23 protein-coding genes and 1 pseudogene are annotated in these 21,975 nt (G+C 60.6%); 8 read left to right on the top strand and 16 right to left on the bottom strand.

Annotation, left to right across the window (positions count from 1 at the left end; all coding sequences use genetic code 11):
* Positions 1-396: 396 nt before the first annotated feature.
* Both N5D22_RS21950 and N5D22_RS21955 read left to right on the top strand, forming a co-directional pair.
* Entirely contained in the window at positions 397-807 is a 411-nt protein-coding gene (locus tag N5D22_RS21950; protein ID WP_036589581.1) for a DUF6088 family protein, read from the top strand.
* Positions 797-1,711, top strand: coding sequence for a nucleotidyl transferase AbiEii/AbiGii toxin family protein (locus N5D22_RS21955; RefSeq protein WP_036589577.1), 915 nt, complete (start codon positions 797-799; stop codon positions 1,709-1,711). Before N5D22_RS21950 ends, N5D22_RS21955 begins: the two co-directional genes overlap by 11 nt.
* 183 nt (positions 1,712-1,894) lie before the next feature.
* Here the strand turns inward: N5D22_RS21955 and N5D22_RS21960 are convergent, their stop codons facing one another.
* Entirely contained in the window at positions 1,895-2,782 is an 888-nt protein-coding gene (locus N5D22_RS21960) for an NmrA/HSCARG family protein (protein ID WP_036589575.1), read from the bottom strand.
* Positions 2,783-2,881: 99 nt separating this feature from the next.
* Here N5D22_RS21960 and N5D22_RS21965 point away from each other — a divergent pair, with 99 nt between their 5' ends.
* Complete coding sequence (locus N5D22_RS21965; protein WP_036589573.1) at positions 2,882-3,286, top strand: helix-turn-helix domain-containing protein; 405 nt, start codon at positions 2,882-2,884, stop codon at positions 3,284-3,286.
* 1,374 nt (positions 3,287-4,660) lie between these two features.
* Here the strand turns inward: N5D22_RS21965 and N5D22_RS21970 are convergent.
* Positions 4,661-4,984 (bottom strand): hypothetical protein, encoded by a 324-nt coding sequence (locus tag N5D22_RS21970; RefSeq protein WP_011982970.1) that lies wholly within the window; start codon positions 4,982-4,984, stop codon positions 4,661-4,663.
* 814 nt (positions 4,985-5,798) lie between these two features.
* Between N5D22_RS21970 and ltrA the strand changes: the two genes are divergently transcribed.
* Positions 5,799-7,256 (top strand): group II intron reverse transcriptase/maturase, encoded by a 1,458-nt coding sequence (gene ltrA / locus N5D22_RS21975; RefSeq protein ID WP_036589594.1) that lies wholly within the window; start codon positions 5,799-5,801, stop codon positions 7,254-7,256.
* A 305-nt stretch (positions 7,257-7,561) separates the two neighbouring features.
* Here ltrA and N5D22_RS21980 read toward each other — a convergent pair whose 3' ends face one another.
* The gene (locus N5D22_RS21980; RefSeq protein ID WP_011982969.1) at positions 7,562-7,996 is read right to left on the bottom strand and encodes a DUF3846 domain-containing protein; all 435 of its coding nucleotides are present in this window, start codon (positions 7,994-7,996) and stop codon (positions 7,562-7,564) included.
* A gap of 554 nt (positions 7,997-8,550) precedes the next feature.
* On the opposite strand from N5D22_RS21980, the gene N5D22_RS21985 reads away from it, so the two are divergent.
* Together N5D22_RS21985 and N5D22_RS21990 are read left to right on the top strand one after the other, a co-directional pair.
* Positions 8,551-9,006, top strand: a complete 456-nt coding sequence (locus N5D22_RS21985) for a thermonuclease family protein (protein WP_234800337.1) — start codon at positions 8,551-8,553, stop codon at positions 9,004-9,006.
* A gap of 84 nt (positions 9,007-9,090) precedes the next feature.
* Positions 9,091-9,327, top strand: a pseudogene (locus tag N5D22_RS21990) (WGR domain-containing protein); the annotation flags it as partial.
* Positions 9,328-9,910: 583 nt separating this feature from the next.
* Here N5D22_RS21990 and N5D22_RS21995 read toward each other — a convergent pair.
* Complete coding sequence (locus N5D22_RS21995) at positions 9,911-10,081, bottom strand: hypothetical protein (RefSeq protein ID WP_011982966.1); 171 nt, start codon at positions 10,079-10,081, stop codon at positions 9,911-9,913.
* 223 nt (positions 10,082-10,304) lie between these two features.
* Between N5D22_RS21995 and N5D22_RS22000 the strand changes: the two genes are divergently transcribed.
* Positions 10,305-11,327, top strand: coding sequence for an IS110 family transposase (locus N5D22_RS22000; RefSeq protein ID WP_036567425.1), 1,023 nt, complete (start codon positions 10,305-10,307; stop codon positions 11,325-11,327).
* A 578-nt stretch (positions 11,328-11,905) separates the two neighbouring features.
* The gene (locus N5D22_RS22005; protein WP_011982965.1) at positions 11,906-12,184 is read left to right on the top strand and encodes an HU family DNA-binding protein; all 279 of its coding nucleotides are present in this window, start codon (positions 11,906-11,908) and stop codon (positions 12,182-12,184) included.
* A 109-nt stretch (positions 12,185-12,293) separates the two neighbouring features.
* On the opposite strand, the gene N5D22_RS22010 is transcribed toward N5D22_RS22005, so the two are convergent.
* From N5D22_RS22010 to N5D22_RS22065, 12 genes are all read right to left on the bottom strand, one after another.
* Complete coding sequence (locus N5D22_RS22010) at positions 12,294-12,608, bottom strand: DUF736 domain-containing protein (protein WP_035226669.1); 315 nt, start codon at positions 12,606-12,608, stop codon at positions 12,294-12,296.
* Positions 12,609-13,060: 452 nt separating this feature from the next.
* Positions 13,061-13,213: a hypothetical protein gene (locus N5D22_RS22015; RefSeq protein ID WP_155275990.1), complete on the bottom strand. Its 153-nt coding sequence runs from the start codon at positions 13,211-13,213 to the stop codon at positions 13,061-13,063.
* Positions 13,214-13,503: 290 nt separating this feature from the next.
* Positions 13,504-14,445: a hypothetical protein gene (locus N5D22_RS22020; RefSeq protein WP_036589571.1), complete on the bottom strand. Its 942-nt coding sequence runs from the start codon at positions 14,443-14,445 to the stop codon at positions 13,504-13,506.
* Positions 14,445-14,990 carry a hypothetical protein gene (locus N5D22_RS22025; RefSeq protein WP_011982962.1) on the bottom strand — a complete coding sequence of 182 codons (546 nt, stop codon included), beginning with the start codon at positions 14,988-14,990 and terminating at the stop codon, positions 14,445-14,447. Before N5D22_RS22025 ends, N5D22_RS22020 begins: the two co-directional genes overlap by 1 nt.
* Positions 14,990-15,916 carry a zincin-like metallopeptidase domain-containing protein gene (locus N5D22_RS22030; protein WP_062653237.1) on the bottom strand — a complete coding sequence of 309 codons (927 nt, stop codon included), beginning with the start codon at positions 15,914-15,916 and terminating at the stop codon, positions 14,990-14,992. Before N5D22_RS22030 ends, N5D22_RS22025 begins: the two co-directional genes overlap by 1 nt.
* 293 nt (positions 15,917-16,209) lie before the next feature.
* Positions 16,210-16,662 carry a ProQ/FinO family protein gene (locus tag N5D22_RS22035; protein WP_036589660.1) on the bottom strand — a complete coding sequence of 151 codons (453 nt, stop codon included), beginning with the start codon at positions 16,660-16,662 and terminating at the stop codon, positions 16,210-16,212.
* Positions 16,663-16,801: 139 nt separating this feature from the next.
* Positions 16,802-17,401 carry a hypothetical protein gene (locus tag N5D22_RS22040; protein ID WP_011982959.1) on the bottom strand — a complete coding sequence of 200 codons (600 nt, stop codon included), beginning with the start codon at positions 17,399-17,401 and terminating at the stop codon, positions 16,802-16,804.
* 410 nt (positions 17,402-17,811) lie between these two features.
* Positions 17,812-18,147 carry a hypothetical protein gene (locus N5D22_RS22045; protein ID WP_011982958.1) on the bottom strand — a complete coding sequence of 112 codons (336 nt, stop codon included), beginning with the start codon at positions 18,145-18,147 and terminating at the stop codon, positions 17,812-17,814.
* Entirely contained in the window at positions 18,144-19,034 is an 891-nt protein-coding gene (locus N5D22_RS22050; protein ID WP_011982957.1) for a hypothetical protein, read from the bottom strand. Before N5D22_RS22050 ends, N5D22_RS22045 begins: the two co-directional genes overlap by 4 nt.
* Positions 19,031-19,504, bottom strand: coding sequence for a hypothetical protein (locus tag N5D22_RS22055; RefSeq protein ID WP_011982956.1), 474 nt, complete (start codon positions 19,502-19,504; stop codon positions 19,031-19,033). The genes N5D22_RS22050 and N5D22_RS22055 overlap by 4 nt, the downstream gene beginning before the upstream one ends.
* A gap of 96 nt (positions 19,505-19,600) precedes the next feature.
* A complete protein-coding gene (locus tag N5D22_RS22060) occupies positions 19,601-20,074 on the bottom strand; it encodes a hypothetical protein (protein ID WP_011982955.1) in 474 nt (157 codons plus the stop codon).
* 92 nt (positions 20,075-20,166) lie between these two features.
* A complete protein-coding gene (locus N5D22_RS22065) occupies positions 20,167-21,960 on the bottom strand; it encodes a ParB/RepB/Spo0J family partition protein (RefSeq protein ID WP_011982954.1) in 1,794 nt (597 codons plus the stop codon).
* Between the last annotated feature and the right edge of the window lie 15 nt (positions 21,961-21,975).

Here is a 21,975-nt window from a genome sequence, read left to right on the forward strand (position 1 = left end):
AGGCCAACCTCCATCAGGAGCCGGTCGAGTTTCGCGCGGGGATCAACAGTCTCGTGGTCCCGATGCAAGACGTGATGGAAATGGACCGCTTGCCCATCATTCGAGCGTTCAGCAATCGCCAGCGTGACCGCTTGAAACTTTTGTTCTTTGAACGGTGTTGTATCGCAACCGATGCTATGGTGGTTCAGCCTGCAACAGCCGTGGATGCGCATCGAAAATCGCAGACGTCCCGTTGCTCGCCGACAAGCTTGTCCGAAGCCAGTACCCTGGCTTTTGCCTGTTTGTTTTCTTCGGCACATCTTTTCCAGAAGCGAGTATCACGTAATGGGACAAGGTTGCCATGTGTCGGGTTTTTGCATATATTCAGTGTCGGGTTTTTGTAACGGGAAGCCGATCATGGATCAGACATTGAAGCAACGGATCAGGACAAGAGTTAGCCGGACGAAGAAGACCGACGTCTTCATTCCGCGCGATTTTGCTGACCTGAGCGGCGACGATCAGGTTCTTCGGGCCCTGAGAGCATTGGTAAAGGATGGCGCACTCATACGCCTGGGCTATGGTGTCTATGCCCGGGCCGTACGGTCACGGCTGTCGGGGCGGGTTATGGTCTCCAGTTCAAACGGGTTTCACGGTGCTGCCCTCCAGGCCCTGAACAAACTCGGGGTCCCTTGGGAGCAAGGTGACAGCACCCAGGCCTATAATAGGGGGCAGTCCACCCAGGTCCCGGTTAATCTTACCGTCAAGGTCGGGAAACGTTTCAGCCGCCGGCTATCCGACGGCCGTACGGAGCTTCGCGTTGAGCGATAAGCCGGACCTGCAGACGCTGCTCGAGGTGCAGGACTACTTCGCCCTGCCCTCGACGGCCCTCGTCGAAAAGGACTGGTTCGTCGTGCGTGCCCTCGCGGCGATCCACGACGTAGAGGTCGACGGACTGACGTTGGCTTTCGGTGGCGGGACGGCGCTCGGCCGGGCATATCGTCTGCTCGAACGCATGTCAGAAGACATAGACTTGCGCATCGTAGGGGAAAATGCAGGTGAGCGCGGGTCCCTCAAGCGTATGAGACGTGCGGTAAGCAAACGTCTGCAAGACGCCGGCTTCACGGTCGAGGGCCACGTGCGGGTACTCCAGAACGGCTCTTATGTGCGATACGACCTGCCCTACGAGCCGATCGCCAAGGGCGAGGGTGTCCTACGCCCGGAGATCAAGATCGAAATCGCGGCATTTCCGATCTGCACGGCCCCGGAGTTGTGTTCGGTCACCTCATTCGTCGGAGAAGCCACCGGTCGGCCGGCCGAGGCCAACGATGTTAAATGCGTTCGTCTGGTGGAAACGGCTGCCGACAAGTTCGTCGCGCTCGGGCGCCGGGCAGGTTTTGCTTTTGCCGGGCACGAGCCGCTAGACCATACGCTGGTCCGTCATGTCTATGACATTTCACGCATGGATGGTACGTACGACCTTGATACAGCAGTTGCGATTGCATTGGATACCATGGTGACCGAGTCAAAAAGTGACCGGGCGGACAAATATCCGGACTACAAGTCAGATCCTCGCGCTGAGACGCTCAAGACGTTCGAGATAATGGCGACGCATGCTGAATTCGCTGCGCACTACGAAAAGCTCATGGGCGACATGGTATACGGCGCGCGGCCAAGTTTCGCGGAGGCCTTCACCGTTGTAGAACGCTTTGCGCAGAAAGTCCGCGAAGCCTAAGGGCGGTTTCGCCGATGAAGACTGGAACATTGACCGGAAACGCAGACCCCATCGACAGCCGCCCTGCTAGGCCGGTGTTGCTAACGGGTCACCCGACCTAAAATGGCAGCAATAGGGTCGCAAGCTACCTGACAAGCCTGTCCCCGTTGATGCTTGATTGCGATTCTTGAGGCTTGCGCAGTTTCACGAGGCTGATACCGACAAAGCTGCATCGAGCGACCTGCGCCCACTGCGCGCAAGCCAGGACCTGAAAGTCAGCAGGTCGGGGTTGATTTCGCGCATGAGTTCCAGATCGACCTGCTCGGCGAGCGGCCCGTCTTCCAGACTCTCCGCCATATGGGCGAGATCAGCGTTTGCAGCCAGAACATCTTCCGGAAACCGTTCGTAGGCTATCGGACGACCAATTGCTTCGCTGAGTATGACCGCAAGCTCGCGCCCGGTCAGGCGGTCGCTGGCGATCTTAAGTGTTGCGCCGCCAAAGCGGGACTTGTCGGCAAGCACGGCAGCGACAAACCTGCCGATGTCTTCCACGGCGGTAAGCTGAATGGAATGGTCGGATCGGATCAGGGACACCAGCCGGCCCTCATCCAGACCGAAGCCAGGTCGCACCAGCATTTCCATGAAAATCATCGGCCGGATGATGGTCGTAGTCATGTCGAGCTGTCGAATATGGGCTTCGATACGAGGCTTGGCGTCGAAACGCGGAACGCCTGTCAGTTCATTCCCCACGCTGGCGCCTGAGGAATAAACAAAATGGTTGACGCCGGTTTCAGCAGCGATATCCGCAATCGATATACCATGACGGACTTCGTCTTCGGCAGCCAGGCTGGCTGGCAGTACGCTAAAGACACCGTAAGCGTCTTTCATCGCTGTGCGGACTACTTTGGTCTCTTCAAATGAACCCTGCACAAGCTCGACACCTGAATTCCGCAATTGCAGCGATGCAGCTTTGGTGGAGTCCGGAACGAGTGCGCGAACAGGCCATCCCGCCTTCAACAAGGCTTTGGCGACAGATCCGCCTTGCCTTCCGGTAGCGCCGAAAACCAGAATGGGGTGCTTGCTATTGGTCACTTGAAACCCTCGCGTTAAAACAAGGGCCATCTATATATACGAATGTAATTCTGCCGGAAGACGGCACATTTTTCAGCATCAGGCACAAGGACGATACCCTTGGATATACAGATCGATGCCGGTCCATCGCGCGGATCAGAAAACGACAGACACTTCAGACCCATACCGTCAAACGGGGTCTGCAGCCTGCTGAGTGACAAATGGACTCTGCCAGTTCTTTGGCGTCTTTCTGTCGCGGAAGATCATCGGCTCCGCTTTTCGACATTGAGAAAAGAGGTCGGTGAGATCACCCAGCGCATGCTGACGCTCACGCTGCGAAATCTCGAGCGCGACGGATTTGTTGTACGTCACTATTTTCCCGAAGTGCCGCCGCGTGTCGAATACGAACTGACAGAGATCGCCCATGGAGCTTTGCGCGCCCTCGACGGATTTAACTTCTGGGTCCACGACAATCTGGACACCATCAAGGCGCGCCGGAGCACTTACGACCGGGCAGAGTCTTAGATCAGATCCCCGAGAAGAGCTGAGGTGGAGAGGCCGCTCCAGGTAACCGTTTCGCCAGGCCCGCTTTCCGCGTTATTGGTTCCGCGCTCAACGGCTACGTTCAAGGTCGCAAGCCCCATTTTGTGATCTGTTGTTGTCGATCGTGCCCACGGGGATGTTTGGGCCTGTCGTATCAAAACGACGGTTCGCTCATTGACCTATTTGCCGATTGGAGCATTCGCCGGTTTGCACAATGACAGAACAACCAGTTGGCGGACTCACCTCTTCGCCCAACCGGTGTTTCACCGCTTCACCGCTTCACCGTTTCACCGCTTCGCGTCTTCGCTGATTCACCGATTCTCCGGTTGGCCTGAACACCGATTCGCTCATTCACCGACTTGCCCAATCACGGATTCGCCTGGTCGCGCATCCGCCGGTTCACCGCGTTACCTATTCGGTGAATATGCATTGTGTCATTTCGCCGATACGCTTCTTTGCCGATCTGCCGATGTACCTATTCAGCCAAGCACCGAGCCACTCATTCGCTTATTTGCCGATGCACTCACTCGGCGAAGCACTCATTAACACCATCGCTCAGCCGCGGATTCGCTGAACCACCCGCCCACTTATTCGCTTATTCACTTAACCGCACAATCGCCGATCACCGGAATTACGGGATATCTTCAGCCGGATGAAGGCTCCGGGAACCCCTCAAAACAGGCGGAACCGCCCTCCTCACTTCCGGCCGTACATCGATCGCTCGCGCCCGTCGTTTTTGCCCAACTCTGGCAAAAATTGCAGATCACGGAGATGCCCGGTCGCCCAGGCGACCATCGCCCCTCGGGCGAAACGGCTATTGGTATACCAATAGCCTATCCTGCCATCTCTCACCACCATGTCCAGCCCACGTGCCCGACCCGCCAATGCTGTTGCGAGTCGTCAGACGATGCAACAGCGATCACAGGTGTATCGCCTGTGATCCGCGGAGGAGGAATAGCGCGTGGGCCGGACATGGTGGTGAGAGATGCTGAAGTGAGCCGCCGTCGGGAGCAGTCGGGATGCCCGTGACCGCAGGGAGCGGACATCGATGACATGCGAACGACTGGGCGGCGAACGCACCGCAGGAGAGGAGGATCGTCTGGAGCGGATGCCCGAAGCATGAGGGCGCAGCGCAGGACGATCCTCCTCTCCGTATTGTTTGGGGAAGTCGCGGCAGCGTCCGTTTACCGGCCCGGGAGGCCGGGCGGGGCCTGCCCCGCACCGCAGGGAGAGGGGAGTTTGAGGGGAGAGGCGGCAAGTCTCGCCCCTCAAGACCGCGCGCAGGCTCGATGCCGGCAAGCGGTCAGGACCACGCGGAAAAGACGAGAGGCGACCGTGCCGCCTCTCGTCTTCATATCAGTCGGTCCCCAGTTCGCGGATCACGGCGGCGACAGGCCAGTCGCCGAAATGGGTCCGGCGCTGGGCAACGAGGATGTCGACGGCCGTCTCATTGGCTTCGATGGCTCGGATTGCCTCATCCATATCGTCATAGGGGCCGAGATTTTCGACCGGCTCATAGTCGCCATAGTCTTCGTCCCAGCTGCCGGCAATGTATTGCGGCGCGTTTTTGACACGGATCAGTGCCCGTTCTGCCTCGCGGATGAGACGGAACCCCTCGGTGCGCTGCCGCCAGTATTCCGGGCTTCCACCATCGATGTATTTGATCTTGCGCTGTGTCATAGGAAGTCTCCTTTCGTTTTCTGACGGAAGGAGTCCGCACGATAGCCGCGAGGGGTCAGGGATCGCGGAACGCGGCCGCCGGAGGCGGCAAGCGGGGGAGCCGATTTTCTGACGACGCCCAAAGGCGGCGCCTGAAAATTGGGGGAACCGCGCAGTCCTTGACGCCGGAGTGGCGGGTGCAAAATGGGAAGTCAGGTGCGACCTGGAAAGTCGCATAAGTTTCTGTTTTACAGGAGGAATTCGAGAGATGAACTAACTGATAAAACCGGTTGTTCCATCAACCGTTCCCTACCCGGACATGCGGAGTTGGCAACGACTCGGTGTGAAGCTTCGGGAACAATGTAGCCACCGGGCATCCGGTACACTGAGCCGTGAGGCAACGTGGAATCTGCCAGCACGAGGGCGGTGAGGCGCTAGGGACGAGCGGCAACGATCAACATATGTGAACCTCTGATAAACGTCGTAACCATTGACAAGCCAAACGTGCTGACAGGCTTGACCAAAAGGTATGCAGCAAGGTGTGGTCTCTTCTGACGTGAGCCACCATGGACGATGTGCTGCCGGCGAATAGGAGGGATCCGACCCGCTCAGAGACTTATGTGGAACAGGGTAAGCCCGTAGCGCTGCCGGAAACGGCAGGCGAACCGTAAGGAACGCTGTTGGCGCTGCGGGTAAAGGAAAGCGGAGAAAGCGAAAGCCCGGCTGTAATTGTCGGGATACGGGCTGCAACATCGCCCGACACGAAAGTGGGCAGACTTCCGCTCGGTCATTCATGGCGAGAGAGCATGACAAATCGCTGGACGAGGAAAAGCAGATGACGGCTACCGATGCGAAAACATCGATGGCTGGTGCGTCCTCGCACGAGGCTCAGATGTGGGATCAGGCGAACTGGCTCCACATTGAGGCAACCGTGGAGCGACTTCAAGTACGTATCGCCAAGGCCACTCGCGAAGGCAGATGGGGCAAGGTGAAAGCCCTGCAACGTCTGCTGACCCGCTCGCACAGCGGCAAGATGCTTGCTGTGAAGCGGGTGACGGAAAATCGTGGTAAGAATACGCCGGGGGTGGATGGAGCAATCTGGTCAACCCCGGCGGCCAGATGGAAGGGAATGACGACGCTACAGCACCGTGGTTATCGAACGATGCCACTACGCCGCGTCTATATCCCGAAAAGCAACGGCAAGAAGCGCCCGCTCGGGATTCCCTGCATGCGGTGCAGGGCGATGCAGTCCTTATGGAAGCTCGCTCTGGAACCCGTGGCAGAGAGTCGGGCGGACCCGAACTCCTATGGATTTCGGCCCAGACGCTCGACAGCCGACGCCATCGGCAAGTGCTTCATCTCGTTGGCGAGACACGTTTCGCCAGCGTGGATTCTGGAGGGTGATATCCGTGGCTGTTTTGACGAAATTAGCCACGATTACATCCTCAAGCATATACCGATGGACAAGGGTGTCCTGCGAAAGTGGCTTCAAGCCGGATATATCGAAGAGGAAACCCTGTTCGAGACGACGGCGGGAACTCCCCAAGGCGGGGTAATCTCGCCGACGATCGCGAACATGGTGCTGGATGGGCTCGAAGCAGCGGCACACGCAAGTGCGGGTTCTACGAAACGCGCGCGCGAGAAAGCCTGCCTAAACGTCATCCGCTATGCGGATGATTTTGTCATCACCGGCATTTCCAAAGAAATACTGGAGGACAAGGTCATGCCTGCGGTCAGGAAGTTTCTGGCCGCTCGGGGTCTGGAACTCTCGGAAGAGAAGACCAAAATAACGCATATAGCGGAGGGTTTCGATTTTCTGGGCCAGAACGTACGCAAGTACAACGGCAAGCTCCTGATAAAGCCGTCCAAGAAGAGCGTTAAATCGCTTCTCGACAAGGTCCGGAAGGTCATAAAAGGCAACGCCACCGCTACGCAGGCGTCATTGATACACAAGCTCAACCCCATCATTCGAGGATGGGCCATGTATCATCGTCATGTCGTGGCAAAGGCAACCTTCTCTTTGGTGGATGACCGCATCTGGCGAATGCTTCGGAAATGGGCGTGCCGAAGGCACCCCAATAAGGGAGCACGATGGGTGCAGAGCAAGTACTACCGGATTTATGGAAACCGGAACGGGGAATTTGGCACGGAAGACACCAAATATCGGTTATTCCGCGCAGCGACGGTCTCAATTAGGAGACACATCAAAATCCGCGCTCCGGCCAGCCCATTCGATCCAGTGTGGCACGAGTACTTCGCCCATCGTCGAGCCACGAAATCAGCCGTCGAGTGACCGGGTGCCACGGCATGGTGCTGAAGAATGGCTTGAGCCGGGTACGGGGCGATCCGTACGCCCGGTTCTGAGGGGGCAGCGGGGCAGCAATGCCCCGCTGCTACCCGACAGAAGAAGAGCCCACGGCGCCAGGGGCGCCGTGTCCGTGTTGAGGGAGAGTGTGAGAGGGCTAGGCCCTCTTGCCGCCGGGCGGGCCGGTCGATCCGGACCACCCGGCGAAGGTGCGATGACAGACCCATCCGTCGGGTCCTTAGCGCGTCGTATCGGGTGAGCGGGGACGGGATTGCCGCCCCCTTCTGTCGCCCTCACACCGTGGCGATGACGGCCGGATTGGCGGCCTTCAGCGTGGCGGTAAAACCGCTGACGCGGCTGCCGAATACATGCGGTCCGCTGATTGCCTCGAAAGTCGGTGACAGGACCGGGAACCGGATCGTCAGGATGGCGGCAAAATCCTCGATGGGCCGCTGCGGTGAAACGGTTTCGCCAAACTGGTCGGTACCGACGATCAGGAGATTGCCGGCCAGCGGACTTGCATAATCCGCCACCTCGGTGAAGCATGGGATCTCGTCCATCAGCCCGTTGTCGTCAACGATGATGCAATGGTTCCGGTCGATCCTCACCATGTCGATGAGGTTGCATCCGATATGACGGCGAATGTCGGCAAGGCTGTTTGCCGGATCGATCGTCACCATACGGATGCTGCGGGTTTCGACTTCGACAAGATAGGCGTTGAGGGTCATTTTGAAGCTCCTTCGGTTCGCGAAGCGAAGGGCCTTTCGTCAGGAAGCAGGCCCCGCTCCTGCTTCCCGAGCGCGCGCGGAGCGGCGGGTGAGAGGGGGGCAAGGCGCAGGCGCCGGAGGGGGATCACCCGTCCTGCACAAGCCGGCGCGGAAGGACGGGGAGACCGGCGACTGGACCTTGCTGGGGAGAGAGGGCGGCGCCCTCTTTTCCCGATCAGACCGGAATGGATCGCCAAAGGCGATTTCCGTCGGCGCAGCCGAGGGAGAGGATCGTCACCGGCATCGGCGGAGACCGCTTGCGGGCTCCGTTCGCGCAGCGAATAGAGCCGTCCGCGTAGCGGCTCGCCCTCAATCCCCTTTCACTCCGCAAATATTCGGATAAGGCGGGAAACGAAACAGATTGCGAGGAACGGCAGGCATTGAAGAAGATCGTCAAGCTCGATGACGAGCGAAGCAAACGAACCGACAAGCGGAAACCAGCCGCCACGGCTGAACGAAGACCGCCGAAACGGCCGAGGTGGAAACGCAGCCGTATCCGACCCAGCAGCATCGTATTGGCGACCATCATCGCTTTGGTGGTGTTTGGCGGTTATCTTGTCGCAACGCAGGACATCATCGTTGATCTCGGGCCGCCGATGTCTGCACGGGCAAACGCTCCGGTTTCGGTTCGCTTCGATATCTGTCCGAATGGACCGCATCGCGACTGCGTGGTCGACGGCGACACGTTCTGGCTTGGTGATCAGAAGATCAGGATTGCGGATATCGACACGCCGGAACTCAGCCCGCCGCGGTGTGAGGCGGAGAGGATCAAGGGCGAGGCGGCGAAGACACGTTTGCTCGACCTCCTCAATGACGGGGCATTCTCGCTTGTGGCGGGTGATCGGGACGAGGACAGGTATGGCCGGAAGTTGCGCAGGGTTGTCCGCGACGGGCAGTCCATCGGCGACATTCTGGTTGCTGAAGGTCTGGCGCGGCGCTGGGACGGCGCACGGCATCCCTGGTGCGATTGATCCATCACCGAGATGAATCGGTCGGGCCTGACCGATTCAAATCTCTGGTTGGACGCAGAATCGGCAATCGACGATTCTGTCGTCATGATTGCCCAGCCCTATCAGCTTTATATCGAACGCAGGGACGTCTCGATGAACATGGCTCGTTATTATGCCATGGATATCTCGGAGACCCTGTTTGGAGAGACCCGGCTGACGCGCCGCTGGGGACGCATCGGCGCGCGCGGCCAGTCGAAGGCGCATATCTTCCAGCGTGAAGAGGAGGCGGTGCTGCTGTTTCTCGATCTCGTTCGCCAGAAGCGGACACGCGGCTATCGCCCGGCGGGACGTCAGGTGGAACGAGGCCCGCGCGAGCAGGCCTCGACTGGTGCCTTATCGGCGCCGGTCCCAGTCCGTCTCGAAGGCGATCTCGATCTCGACGAAGAACGGGATCTTGATTGCGAGCTTGAGGCCGAGTTTGCCTTTGCGGAAGAAATGGCCGGCGACTTTGCCGAGTGCGCGCAGCCGGCGACCGGTGGCGGTGAGGAATTGGGCGAGTTGGCGCATGATGTTTACTCCTTTCGATAACGTGTCATTGCGGGGATAGGCCGCGGCCCGGAAAGGCGTGCTGCACCCGAAAGGGCCGCAGCGTATGCGGAGGACCTGCCGGCGACGGAATTTTGAAGCGCGAGGAGCCGAAGGCGGGGAAAACTCCGTTGCCGGCAGGTTGCAGTGCAACGACCGGGCTGCAACATCCCCGATGCCGATGACAGGGGATCTAAAGGAACGACGCGGCAACCTTCCCGATCTCTTCCGGTGGGATGCAGGCTGCGGTATTGGTGTGGTCGGTGGCGAAGCGAAGCGTCGGGCCCTGGCCGCCGGTCGATCCGGCGGGCTGGGCCGGCAACTGCGGCAGAAGCCTCCGTCAGAACGGAGGCTCCGAGGAATGGCTGCCGTCCTGTTCGGCAAGCGCGGCGGCCAGCTCAGCCTGGGCGAGTTCGAGCTCGGCCTTGATCTGGCGGCGCTCTGCGGCATCGACTACGGCCCGCATCTCGGCGCGCAACTCTTCAACCTGGATTTCGAGGGCATAGGTCATCGTCGTCTCCTTGACGTTTGTGAAAGACGGGGACCAGCGGCGTGAGGGGATGGCGGGGTCAAGGATCGCGGCACGCGACCGGCGAAGCCGGCGTATGGGGGAGCCGATTTGCGGAACCTGCCCGGCAGGGCGGGCGGAGCAAATTGATGATGTGGACGGCCCTCCGAACCCGTCGCGCGAGATGCTAAGATCATTCTGCGCAACTCAGAGAAGGAACCGTGTCATGACTTTCGAGAAGATCACTGTCGTCGGCCTGGATCTGGCCAAGAACGTGTTTCAAGTTCATGCTATCGATGACGTCGGCAATGTTATTGTCCGGCGGCAGCTTCGCCGAAATCAGCTCCTGCATTTCTTCGAGCAGTTGCCACCCTGCCTCGTCGGCATGGAAGCTTGTTCGACTTCACATTACTGGGCGAGGGAACTCGGTGCCTTGGGCTTCGATGTGAAGCTTATGCCTCCGGTATATGTAAAGCCGTATGTGAAGCGCGGGAAAAACGATGCAGCAGATGCCGAAGCGATTTGCGAGGCAGTCACCCGTCCAACCATGCGCTTCGTACCGGTGAAAAATTGCGAGCGTCAGGCTCTTCTTATGCAGCACAAGACCCGAGATCTTTTTGTGCGGCAGAGAACGGCTCTGATCAACGCACTCCGAGGCCATTTGGCCGAATTCGGTATCATCACGCCTCAAGGAAAGTTCGGGCTGAAAGCTGCTCTCGAAGCCTTACACGTCGCGAAAGACCATCTTCCTGAACCGTCGTGGCAACCCTTCAAGCACATTCAGATGCAGCTAGAAGAGCTGAGCAATAAGATCGCCGAGCTTGATCGCACCATAATGCAGTGGTGCCGGGACCAAGCTGCCGCTCGGAGGCTGATGACCATCCCAGGCGTCGGCTTTCTCACGGCGGCCGCAATCGCGGCTTCGGTTGGGAATGCCGAGGAATTCAAATCAGCGCGACAGTTCGCGGCTTGGCTTGGCTTAACGCCGCGACAAAATAGTAGTGGCGGAAAGGAGAGGCTAGGGCGGATCAGCAAGCAGGGCGATCGGACAATCCGACGATTGCTGGTAGTCGGCGCCACTGCCGTCATACGACGAGCGCGCATTGATGCTCCATCATTCCCGTGGATCGCGAAGCTCTTGCAGCGCAAACCGGCACGCATGGTGTCGGTAGCGATCGCCAACAAGACCGCCCGCGTCGCGTGGGCTCTTCTGAGAAGAGAGGAGACTTACCGGCACGCAGCCGTTTGAAGGAATCCGGCTCGGCAATCGTCGACCGGAGGAATGAAGGACTGAGTAATGATGGCGAACCGGTTGGACCGGGGATGGAGCAAAGCCTAGGTTCCCCCAGAGCCTTGAGCTCGACAAATTGATTGGCTCTCCATCCGCGGACTTCATCAGGGCCAGTGGCTACAATGCCACGATAAAAGGCCGGACACATGACTGAACCTGACCGATCCCATCGATACAGAGTCTTGCATTCCACGGGCCGTCCACACATGGGGGAACCATGCGTCCTTGAGGCCGTCATTTCCGAACGGCACAATGGGACGATCTGAGCAGACCCCACCTCTCCGTATGGCACCGGAAAGAAGCAGGCGGGTTCGATACCCGCCTGCTTCTTCATCGTATCGGGAGAGACCTGACCTGTTCGTCGGCCTTGTCCATTGGACGGGGGTAGATGGCCCGCCGGGCCTCAGGGACACCCGAAGACGCATAATTCCTGTGGTTTTCGCGCCTTTTCGGTCGAATGCGGATGTTTCGCACTTATCGTTGCGGCATCTTCAAGATCATACCGGAAGGTGTGAAACACGAGGAGCTGTTATATCATGACCACGACCAATGAAATTGCTGACAAGATCGCGTCCGAGCAGAACCTTAGCAAGGTGCAGGCCAAGGCGATTGTGGAGAGCGTCTTCCGGCAGATTACCGAGGCGGCGCTGGCCGGTGCGGAGACGTCCATTCCGAGCTTTGGCAAATTCAAGCTGAAGGAAACACCGGAGCGCGAGGGGCGCAACCCGGCAACCGGGGCGACGATCAAGATCGCGGCCGCGAAGAAGCTGGCGTTTACGCCGGGCAAGGCCGTAAAGGACGCACTCAACGCCTGAGGCATCCCATGACAATGACAAAGCCGGATCCTGGCTCGCTGCCCGGCTCCGGCTTTGTTGCTTTTTGCGAACGACCCCGCCTCGCGGCGGGGCCATTCGTGGATCCCGGTCATGCGGCCTCGCGGTTCGGGCGGGACCAGACGAGGACGTAGTCGCCTTCTTTTTCGGCCGGCCACAGGGCGGCGTTGATCGGGGCGTTGAAGCTCGGATCGTCGAGCTTGAGGGAGATGTAGGGCTCGCCGTTCGCCGAGACCGAGTTCCAGCCGGCTCCCACTTCGGCGGCGCCAGAGGTGACGCGGAAGTCCGGGGCGTCGCGGGAGACGCGCTCGATGGGATTGAGGCGGGCCTTCATTGCGACGGTTAGAGTGCGAACGTTGCCGACGATGGTGTTGCCGTTGGTGGTGAATTCGCCGATGACTGCCATGACTTGGTTCCTTTCGTGTGATCGGGCTGCGCCCATCGCTGCCTCGATGACGGTGTAAGGACCGGGAGCGATCGGTACTGCACCCCTTCAGGGGCCGGAACGCAGTGGAGGGCGGCTGGAGCGGGCTATTTTGTTTCGCGATGCAAAGCCCGGCCTGCCGGGCGGCGGAAAATAGTCCGGGCCGGTCGTTGCGGTCGGCCGATCGAGCCGCAGGCGTCTTGCGGTCACACCAGTTCCATCGAGGTCTGCGTGGGTGCACCGGTGTCCAGGGCGGAGGAACCTGGCAGGGCGCGGGGTCTCGGCGGTCCCCTGCTTCAAACGAACCCTTTCGGTGGCACGGACGTTCGTGATCGGCCGCATGCTGGCGCTTTCGTCCGGCGACGACTTTTTCCGGGACGGTGGGTTTTCCGCCTGCCCCTCCCGTTGCGTTTGAGGCAGCGCACGAATGGACTTCACCGACGCACGGCACAGCTCATCTCATCCCTGTGATGCGTCAGCGGCGGCACCTGATATCTGCCGTCGGCAACCCTGCCGAAAGGGATGAAGACCGCCTTGTCCGGTTCACCGCCGATCAGAACGCCGGGTGTCATGTCCAGGGGCGCCATTGCCGACTTCCGCCTCTGAGGCACGGGTTGCGCTCGCCCGATCGCGCCGGGCTCCTGTCAGACGCGCGATCCGATAGAGATGCCCGGCATAGACGGCAACGGCTTTCCAGTAGACCGCCATCGGCGCCTTGTTCTGTCGCCAGCTCCGTTCGGCGCGTTCCCGCGCGTCAAACGACAGTTCCCGCAGAAGCTCTGCCAGAACCGCACGCGCTTCCGGTGGCAGAGATCGCATTTTTTGCGCCGCGGGCAGTTGCAGAAGAGGGTTGCGCACTTCGGCGCTGGAGGATCGATCAGACACCGCACATCCCCTCGCATTCATTCGGCCACAGATCGAGCTGACCGTGGTCGGCGGCCGTCGACAGGTCCGCCCGATCGAGCGGCACGCCCGAGCGATGGAGAAAGACCTGCCCGCGAATGCCGCGCAATCCGCTGCGAATGGCGCGGTCGACCTCGACCGCATCGATCCAGGCATCGGTGTCGTGATCGCGCATGAAGCGCCAGCGTGCATCGTCATGGAAGGGGCACCCGATGCAGGCGGATTTCGGGGGCTCGGGATAGTCATGGCGGCGCAGCCACGCAAGGCAATCGCGTCGGCTCATGCGCTGTTCGATGAGCGGCCATCGGTTGATTTGCCATGCCTCCCGACTTGGTTTCATTCTGACGACTTCATCAAGGCTGATGCCGATCCATTGTTCCACAACCGGTGCGTCGGGAGACCGCCGGCGGGTGAGCCCGGCAAGCTCGCGGACCTTCCTGCGGATCGGAACGATCTTGTAGTCGGAGGTGCATTGGCGTCGGATCATGCCAATCGAGATTGTCTCGGTTCTGGTCTGGCGTGTGCCGACGGTGACAATTTCGCCGTCCTCATCTTCATCGAGGATCGGCACACGGGAACCGACTGGCGTTACCGTGCGGGTGAAGGCGGGAATGGAGGCCCAGCGGTTGCCAGCGCCTGCCTCCATGAGCTGGTTGCGGATGTTTCCGTTCGAGACGATATGGACCGGGAATGGCAGGACATTGGATGACATCAGCCATGCGAGATGATCATAGACGGCCTTCGGTTCCCATCCGGTGTCTGCGAAGATGGCGCAATCGGGCATCGGACCGATCTCTCCATGGGCCGCCATCAGGGCCATAGTGGTCGATTGCACGCCAGCACCGAGGCTGAGCGCCCGCAGCCGGATTTCAGAGGATCCGGTGACCTGGTTCGGGACAAGCGGAGAATACGCCATCAGCCCGCCTCCCCGTTCTGGTCGACGAGCCACCGGCGCAGGGCGCGTCGCATGAAACCGATGGATTCATTGATCTCCGTGATCCGGGCGTCACCGGCGACATAGCCGCCTTTACAAAACAGATCGACAAGGTGCCGCATGACGTCGAGATAGAGATGCCCGCCGGCGAGCGCGACGTCGCAAAAGGCAAATTTCCGATGCTCGGTGAGCGAAGCGATGTGCATTCCCGGATGTTCGCCAGACGGCATGACGCGGGCATGAGACGTCGGTCGCGGCCAGCGTGTTCCGAGATCGCCCCTCTTCATCGCAGCGACCATAGTTTCCGTCATACGGGCATCGTAGATTTCGATCGGCATGTCTGCAGCGCGGAAGCCGAGATGGGCGGAGAGAAAGGCGACTTGCGCCTTCTCCCTTCGCGGATCGACCGTGCGCAGCGTCCGCCAGAGCGGGCCATCGTAGCGGTCGATGGCCGGCATGTATCGGGGATCGTTGCGTTTGGTCGCCGAGCACGCCAGGATGAGCAATCTCGTGCACGGGAGGGCCATCACGCAGCCTCCCTGTGTTCAGCACCGTTCGGCTGCAAGCCATGCAGATAGGCGGTGGCGCGTTGCGCATGGGCCGCTGCCTGGAAGATTGCGCGCTTATCTTCACCCAATACCTTCAACCATGAGTGGAGGTAGCTTGCATGGTCGGGCCGTGGTTCGAGCTCGGGCGAAATTCCCACGTCCGCGGCTAAAAAAACGCTGCCCAGCTCGGCAATTAGCTCTTCGCGGCTACGCTCCGATCTGTCCTTGGCATAGCGGCTGAGGTCGCGTCCGACCCGCTCCGGACTTGCCGTCCAATGGGTTGCCTCGTGACTCAAGGTTGCATAGTAGCTGGCCGCATCCTTGAACGTCTCGAAGGGGGGCATCTGGATGTAGTCCATGACCGGCGAATAATAGGCCTGGCTACCGCCATGCCGGATAAGGGCCCCGGTGCGGCGAAAGAACCGGTCAACCTGTTCGAGGCGCTCGACGGGATCGATCTGCACGACCGGATGATGGTAATAATGGTCGGGCAGACCGTCGATCTGTTCGACATTGAATACGCTGTAGGCCTTCAGGAACGGGATCTCCCGATCGACCTCGCCGCCCTTTCCATCGTCCTCGGACTTTGTGAAGCGGCTGGCGAAGACGACGGTGGAACCGGTCTCGCCCTTGCGCACGGCAGCATCCAGCTGCAAGGCCTGTTTGAACGTCATCCAGGTCTGTGAGGCAAAGCCTCGCGCGATACCCTCCGACCACAACAGGAGGACGTTCATGCCGGAATAGGGCTGTCCGTTGTGGCGCAGCGGCCGGGTAACCCGACCAGCGGCGTTGGCGGAACTCCAGGGTTTCATCCACGGCCGGACGCCTTTTTCCAGATCGGCGATGATCCGGTCGGTGATCCGTGAATAGATATCGCTTCGATCGCTGTGCTCTTTCCTGCTCATTTTCCTTTGCCCTCCAATCAGGAGGCCGCGCCATTGCGGCCTCGTCGCGGAGGGACTAGGGCAGGAGCTGTCAGGCGGTGAGCTGCACCGGAACGGCCGGAACGCAGTGGAGGACGGCGCAGCCGTTGCGGCTTGCCGCCGGCTCCTGCAGGACCGACAGCAAGGACGGGGCCGCATTGCAGCGACCGTTCAAAGCCTCTTGGCCATCGATGCGCTCACGGCAGGGGCAGACCCACACTGGTCCTCACCCGAAGACGACAAAGGGGTGGCGCGCTGGACGGAGATGGATAGGGTCAATCCTGTTGGGTACCGCCGATATCGATACCGGGTGTGCCGCCGGCCATATCGGCCTGCAATTTTCTTTGGCGGCGAATTTCGGTCACGCGCAGTTGCGCTGCCATTCTGTCGTCGGCACTGACCGGCGATGTCGGACGTCCGGCAATATCATGGCGCATGGCATCCGGCTGGGCGCAGGCCAGCAGGTAGTTTTTTGCAGCCGCATAGGCGGCGACAGCACGCCGAAGACGGATCCTGGCAATTCCAGGCTGAAGTCTGCCGCTGAATTGCTCGAAGATGCCGATCTCGAATGGTAAGATCGGATCGGTTTCCTGCTGCGGAAGGATTGCCGCGGGTTCGGTCAGCAACTCGTTGATGGCAGCGGCTTTTTTGAGATCATTGGCACTGGCAGGAACCGGGCCTTGCGAGGTGACCCAGGGCTTCATCTTGGACGTTTGTTCGTTGTTCATGTGATCCCCTTCGATAACGCCGTCCATGGGGATATAGTGACAAACTGCGACGGTTAAACGGCTGCCGGCGAAGCTGGCCGAAAGCGGGCACCGCTATAGGCACAAAAAAAGCGGGGCCGAAGCCCCGCCATCTTGCGGATCAGTCGAATGCCGCCATCTGTGCCGCGGCAGCCTTGCGGTCGAGATTTTGGCCGGGATTTTCGACCGGGCGGTCGAACGGCTTCCAGCTTTCACCAACCACCTGTTCATAGGCCGCGACGGCCCCTTCGGCTGCCATCCGCAGGGCGTGGGACTGTATCGCCATGTCCGCGGCAAACTCGCGTTTGCGCTGGGCGGCGCTATCGTAGCCGACCGGTCCATCGAGGTCCTCGTCGCGGGCGTCGTTGGCCGCCTTGGCCGTTGCATCGCGAGCCTCGGTGACGGCGCGGCTGTAAAACTGTCCCGCACCATGAGCGGACCCGACATAGGCGCCAACGACACGCTGGAGATGGATCTGCATCGCCCGCTCGCCCAGGCCCTCGGAAAGGCTGTCTGCGGTTTCGATAATCAGCCGCTCATGCAGATCGCGGATGCCGCCGCTATCGACCACGGCGGTCCCGAAACTCTCCGCGATCAGCAGTGCCTGTGCGGTATCGGGGCAAGTGAGCCGAACCATTTCGAGGGTGGCTCCCTTGCGGAGCTGGACGACGCGTGCCGACGGACGGGGCGACTGACGGGAGGGGGTAGCGGGCTTTGCCATGAGGGTTTCCTCTTCGGGTTTTCCTCCGGGGACCCGAAGCGGCCCCTTGCCGCTCCGTCCCTCGGGTGCGGTCTGGAAAAGCCGGCGGAATGACGGTTGCTTCAGGGTCCGGGGCGGCCATGACGAGCGTCATCGGCCTGCGGCCAAGCGGGGTGCAGCCCTGCGCGGGACGCGGGATGGTGATGTGAGACAGGCTGTTCCGGCCGCCGCGCGGCGCGATAGCGGCCTTGAAGCAGACGGCCGCCGGTTTAGACCGCAACACAACCGAGGGGCGGAGCGGCAAGGGGTTTAAGGCATCATTGGAAACGCGTGGTGGGATACCCGCCCGACAATGACGCGCCCTCACCACAATTGGCGATCACCGTGTCAGCACCCCGGGTCCCCTTCGCAAGACCGTCCCTGCGAGGTGCTCACGCAACCCTGCGGCCGGCCTCTTCGCCGAGTTTTCGACGCAGCGTGTCGATCGCCTGCTCCTGACGAGCCAGTTTGCCGGCGAGCCCATCGAGTTCAAGACGCCGCTCGAATTGAAGCCGATCGAGATGTGCCTGAAGCAGCATCTGGTCGTTTCGGCACCACCGCGTACCCGACCGCTTGCGGGATGAGTGTCTCGCCTTTGCCTTCTGTGTGATCGTAATGCGTTCGGCGCGGCATGCGATCTGCCGATGAACGAGATCGAGGTGCCGGCGGGTGTCCCGATGGGCTGCCTCCATTCGCTTCAACAGCACGCGAGGATTGACGGGTTTCATCCGGCCGTCCTCCGCGCCTTCCAGCCCACGAAGCTCGACGAACCGTCGTAGAGTTGATGACGGCCCGGATCGATGACGAAACCGAGCGGGTTCCGGGTGCCATATTCGGGACTTGGCACAAGATAGCGCCGCTCCCCGGCAGAAAGGTCGCGTTTCCCGCCGAGCGTGGCGATCACTTCGGTCATGCCTTGATGCTGGTCGGAAAGGATGGCGGAAATGACCACCCAATCGTCTGCATGCGCGGTGTCGAAAAGCCTGCGGGCCTTTTCCCAGGATTCGGCAGGATCCAGCACGCAGCCGTTGATTGTTTCCCACGCATCCGGCCAGCTATTGCGGATCGTATTTCCGGCGATCCGGCGCTCGTAGCTGGTGAATAGCTCCGGGAAAGTCACGGCGACGATCGCCCATTCGGCATCTTCTTCGTACCACGGGGTCTCCTTGCGAAGCGAAGGATGGATTCGCAGATTGCGTTCCATCGACAGGTGAAATCCGCCGTGACCGGCCGTCATGTGTGACGTCACACCCTCGGCATAGACCGTCGCCATTTGCGAGGCGCCCCATGGGGTGCTGCAGGCGATCCGCCTCTCGACACGGTCAAGACCTGCAAGCTCGCGACGGTGTTCGGCCGTCTCGAACACGCGATCGCGGAATGCCGCCTCGTCGTCCAGCCGGCGTTCGTGACCGTAAAAATCGGCTCGTGTCATCTCCGCGAGTGGCCGGTACACACGCCAGGCACTGGCAAGGAAAACGCCGCCATCAACCAACGGCAGCATCGCGAGCGTGATATCGCCGATCCGGGCGACCGGGAAATCATCAGCACTGCGCGCGAACTCGACCCCTGAATTTTGGGGGGTCATTGCATCATGGGCGTTGGCTTGCCTGTTCATGCCACCCTCCCCTCGATCCGGTCAGCGGCAACCTCATCCGCGGTGACCTCGCGCAACATCGTATTGCTGAAGCCACAGCTCCGTACCCAGATCTCGGCATGGGCTTGATCGGCCGCAAGATGCAGGAGTTCAGCATCCTCGGCATCACCGTCAAGAATACGGATGGAGCCGACCTGAGGCCGTTCAAGCACGGCGAAAGTGAGCACGCTGCCGACGGAAAACATCCTGAAGTCGGCGCCGATGATGGCACCGAGATCGTCGATACCGTCCGTGGCAACCTTGAAACTTGCGGGAATGCGAGACTGTGCCATGACAGTACGGCTGCGTTTACGCACCAGCCGTCCAACCGCATTGTCGCGTTTCCATCCGGCAAGCGTGTGAATTCTGTCCTCGGACGGGCGAGGATTGCCGTCCGACCAGGAAATGACGGCGCCGATCGGCGCAAGGTCGAAGATCATGAGTGCGGACATCTATGTCCTCCTTCTCGATAAGGGAATTGAACACGAAAGCGCCGCCGGACAGGCCGGCGGCGGTAGATGATTTCGATGTACAAAGGGAATGGCGGCTTATGCGGCGGCCTTGTCCTCGGACGGGCTTTCCTGGCTGCGCGTTACCTCTTCCAGCACGGCGTGCGGATGCCGGTGGCGGGCGAGCCATTCTTCCGCCGCGGGATGATCGGCAGCGACATGAACGAGCTCCGCGCCCTCGCCGGCGCGATCGAAGATGCGGACCGAACCGATCGCCGGACGCTCCACCACGGTGAAACTCAGGGAGCAGGCGCCAACATCGAAGGTGCGATAGACACGCAGCACGATGGTGCCCTTGCTGCCATGGTCGCCTTCATGGATGGTGAAGCAGTCAGGCGCGGTGTAGCTGCCACGGGTCTGGCTGGGCTGCTTGCGGATCAGGCGGCCGGAGCTGTTTCTGGTCCTCCAGGCAGCGAGTTTTTTCTTATGGCGCTCCGGCGGCTTGGGCGTTCCATCAGACCAGGACACGATGGATCCGATCGGAACGAGCGTGAAAACGAGAGAGGCGGACATGAGATTTCTCCTGTGGATTTGAGGGGCTGGAAACAAAACCGCCGCCGGTGATGAGCCGGCGGCGGGTGACGATCTGGATGAGAGCTGCACCGCTATTCGGCGGCGATACCGTAGGCGCTGTCGTCTTCGTCGGTTGCCGGCGTGTCGGATCCACCGTCTGTATCGGCAGGATCCTCACCCGATTCACCATCACCGGCTTCGGACGGGTCGCTGTGAGCCGCCTCGGTTCCAGCCTCGACATCCTCGGAGGCGGCAATCTCCTCCTCGTCACTACCCGGGCCGTCGTCATCGGCGTCGATGACCTCGCCACGCTTTATCAGATCTGCCACGTCGCCAGCCTCCGGTGCGAAGAGAGCCGAGGGGTGCACGAAATGGCCGTCCTGATAATGGTCGACCAGCGCAGCGCGGGTTTCGCGCACCTTCTGGCGCGGCAGAACGGAAGCGTCCTTGCAGGACGCCTCCAGCGCCTGGCGCGACAAGCAAAGCAGGAAGTCTTCGCTGCCCATATTCGGCAGATAGCCATCCGCCCCGATGGCATCGCCGGCAATCCTGGAGATAACGCCACTGTTCGACATACCACGGCGGCATGACAGCACCTCGACCAGCGTCGAGCGGGCAACGACCCGCAATGTGTCGAGATCGAAGGACAGCTTGCCATTCTCATCGATCAGTCGGACGACATGCCGGGCAAAACGCTTCTGCCCGTAAACCGTGTCCCCGGCTCCGGAATCGACGCGTACGTTGGTACCTGCAAAGGCGAGTACCAGCAGAGCCAGCAATGTATCGTCCTCGATCGGCGCGCGGCCGAGCGCCTCATGCAAGGCATCGGTCCGAAAATCCCCGACCATGTCGAGGCCCTTCTGAGTGACATCGGGGCGTGGTTTTGCGCCAATGATCGTGTCGTCCTCGGCCTCTCCGACACCGCCCGTCGTCGCACCACCGGCGCCCTTCGGCTTCTTCACCTCGGGAAGACGATAATAGACCGTCTGCACTTTACCATCACGATCGAGATAGATGCCGGCATGGTCCGATTTCTGCGGCTTGCTGTAGACGCGCTCGGCTTTCCTGGGCAGTTCCGGCTGTCCCCAGGAATTGACCTCGACGATGGCACCACGTTTCGGGAGATTGGCCGTCATCCACTCGTGCTGAGCACCGAGGAAGCCCTCGACGTTGGTTGTGTAGCGCGTATCCTCGTCGGCCGGAGCGAAGAGATCCTCGACCCATTCGACACCATAGGCTGCCGCGAGATCGTCGCCGAAGCTCGCGTCCTTGGCGTACATACGCTTCTTGGCAAGTGCACTGGAAATCTGGTGCCAGGATGCCCGCTCGCCCTTCTTCGGCTTGTTGGCTTTCCAGACCTGCTTCTGTTCTTCGACACTGGCGGAGGCGATGGTGCGAAGCTGCTGCTCGGACGGCATGTCGCCGAGCGCCATCTGGTCGAGCATCGCAGGCAATACGTTAGCGAGAAGCCTGAGCTTGCGGACCTGCCGTACCTGAAGTGTCAGCGCCAGCGCGATCGCTTCCTCGGTCCAGCCGAGAGCCACGAGCCGTTCGATGCCACGCCATTGGTCGACCGGGTTGAGGGGTTCGCGTGCCGTGTTTTCCACCATGGAGCGCATCGCACCATTGTCGTTCGCCGCCTCATCGACGAGAACCTGAATTTCCTCAAGGCCAGCGGCGATGGCCTGGCGCACGCGGCGATGGCCGGCATCGATGATGTAGCCGTTACCGCCATCCTTTTCGGGTTCGACCACTGGCGGCTGGATAATACCGACGGCCTTGATGGTGGCCAGAAGTAGCGCATCACCCTGTGGCGATGACTTTGACTGGCGTGTCTTGTCGGGGTTGTCTTTCAGCGCGCGTGGATCGAGCGTGACAAGATACATGGGTTTCTCCTTCAC

Origin of the sequence: Agrobacterium sp. GD03872 (assembly GCF_029840625.1) — a bacterium.
GTDB lineage: Bacteria > Pseudomonadota > Alphaproteobacteria > Rhizobiales > Rhizobiaceae > Agrobacterium > Agrobacterium fabrum_A.

What these genes read in the sequence shown, in the direction of transcription:
- N5D22_RS21950 (WP_036589581.1), top strand. Translation starts at nt 397, where the DNA reads ATGGATCAGACATTGAAGCAACGGATCAGGACAAGAGTTAGCCGGACG.
- N5D22_RS21970 (WP_011982970.1), bottom strand. Translation starts at nt 4,984, where the DNA reads ATGACACAGCGCAAGATCAAATACATCGATGGTGGAAGCCCGGAATAC.
- ltrA (WP_036589594.1), top strand. Translation starts at nt 5,799, where the DNA reads ATGACGGCTACCGATGCGAAAACATCGATGGCTGGTGCGTCCTCGCAC.
- N5D22_RS21980 (WP_011982969.1), bottom strand. Translation starts at nt 7,996, where the DNA reads ATGACCCTCAACGCCTATCTTGTCGAAGTCGAAACCCGCAGCATCCGT.
- N5D22_RS21995 (WP_011982966.1), bottom strand. Translation starts at nt 10,081, where the DNA reads ATGACCTATGCCCTCGAAATCCAGGTTGAAGAGTTGCGCGCCGAGATG.
- N5D22_RS22000 (WP_036567425.1), top strand. Translation starts at nt 10,305, where the DNA reads ATGACTTTCGAGAAGATCACTGTCGTCGGCCTGGATCTGGCCAAGAAC.
- N5D22_RS22005 (WP_011982965.1), top strand. Translation starts at nt 11,906, where the DNA reads ATGACCACGACCAATGAAATTGCTGACAAGATCGCGTCCGAGCAGAAC.
- N5D22_RS22010 (WP_035226669.1), bottom strand. Translation starts at nt 12,608, where the DNA reads ATGGCAGTCATCGGCGAATTCACCACCAACGGCAACACCATCGTCGGC.
- N5D22_RS22015 (WP_155275990.1), bottom strand. Translation starts at nt 13,213, where the DNA reads ATGGCGCCCCTGGACATGACACCCGGCGTTCTGATCGGCGGTGAACCG.
- N5D22_RS22020 (WP_036589571.1), bottom strand. Translation starts at nt 14,445, where the DNA reads ATGGCGTATTCTCCGCTTGTCCCGAACCAGGTCACCGGATCCTCTGAA.
- N5D22_RS22025 (WP_011982962.1), bottom strand. Translation starts at nt 14,990, where the DNA reads ATGGCCCTCCCGTGCACGAGATTGCTCATCCTGGCGTGCTCGGCGACC.
- N5D22_RS22030 (WP_062653237.1), bottom strand. Translation starts at nt 15,916, where the DNA reads ATGAGCAGGAAAGAGCACAGCGATCGAAGCGATATCTATTCACGGATC.
- N5D22_RS22035 (WP_036589660.1), bottom strand. Translation starts at nt 16,662, where the DNA reads ATGAACAACGAACAAACGTCCAAGATGAAGCCCTGGGTCACCTCGCAA.
- N5D22_RS22040 (WP_011982959.1), bottom strand. Translation starts at nt 17,401, where the DNA reads ATGGCAAAGCCCGCTACCCCCTCCCGTCAGTCGCCCCGTCCGTCGGCA.
- N5D22_RS22045 (WP_011982958.1), bottom strand. Translation starts at nt 18,147, where the DNA reads ATGAAACCCGTCAATCCTCGCGTGCTGTTGAAGCGAATGGAGGCAGCC.
- N5D22_RS22050 (WP_011982957.1), bottom strand. Translation starts at nt 19,034, where the DNA reads ATGAACAGGCAAGCCAACGCCCATGATGCAATGACCCCCCAAAATTCA.
- N5D22_RS22055 (WP_011982956.1), bottom strand. Translation starts at nt 19,504, where the DNA reads ATGTCCGCACTCATGATCTTCGACCTTGCGCCGATCGGCGCCGTCATT.
- N5D22_RS22060 (WP_011982955.1), bottom strand. Translation starts at nt 20,074, where the DNA reads ATGTCCGCCTCTCTCGTTTTCACGCTCGTTCCGATCGGATCCATCGTG.
- N5D22_RS22065 (WP_011982954.1), bottom strand. Translation starts at nt 21,960, where the DNA reads ATGTATCTTGTCACGCTCGATCCACGCGCGCTGAAAGACAACCCCGAC.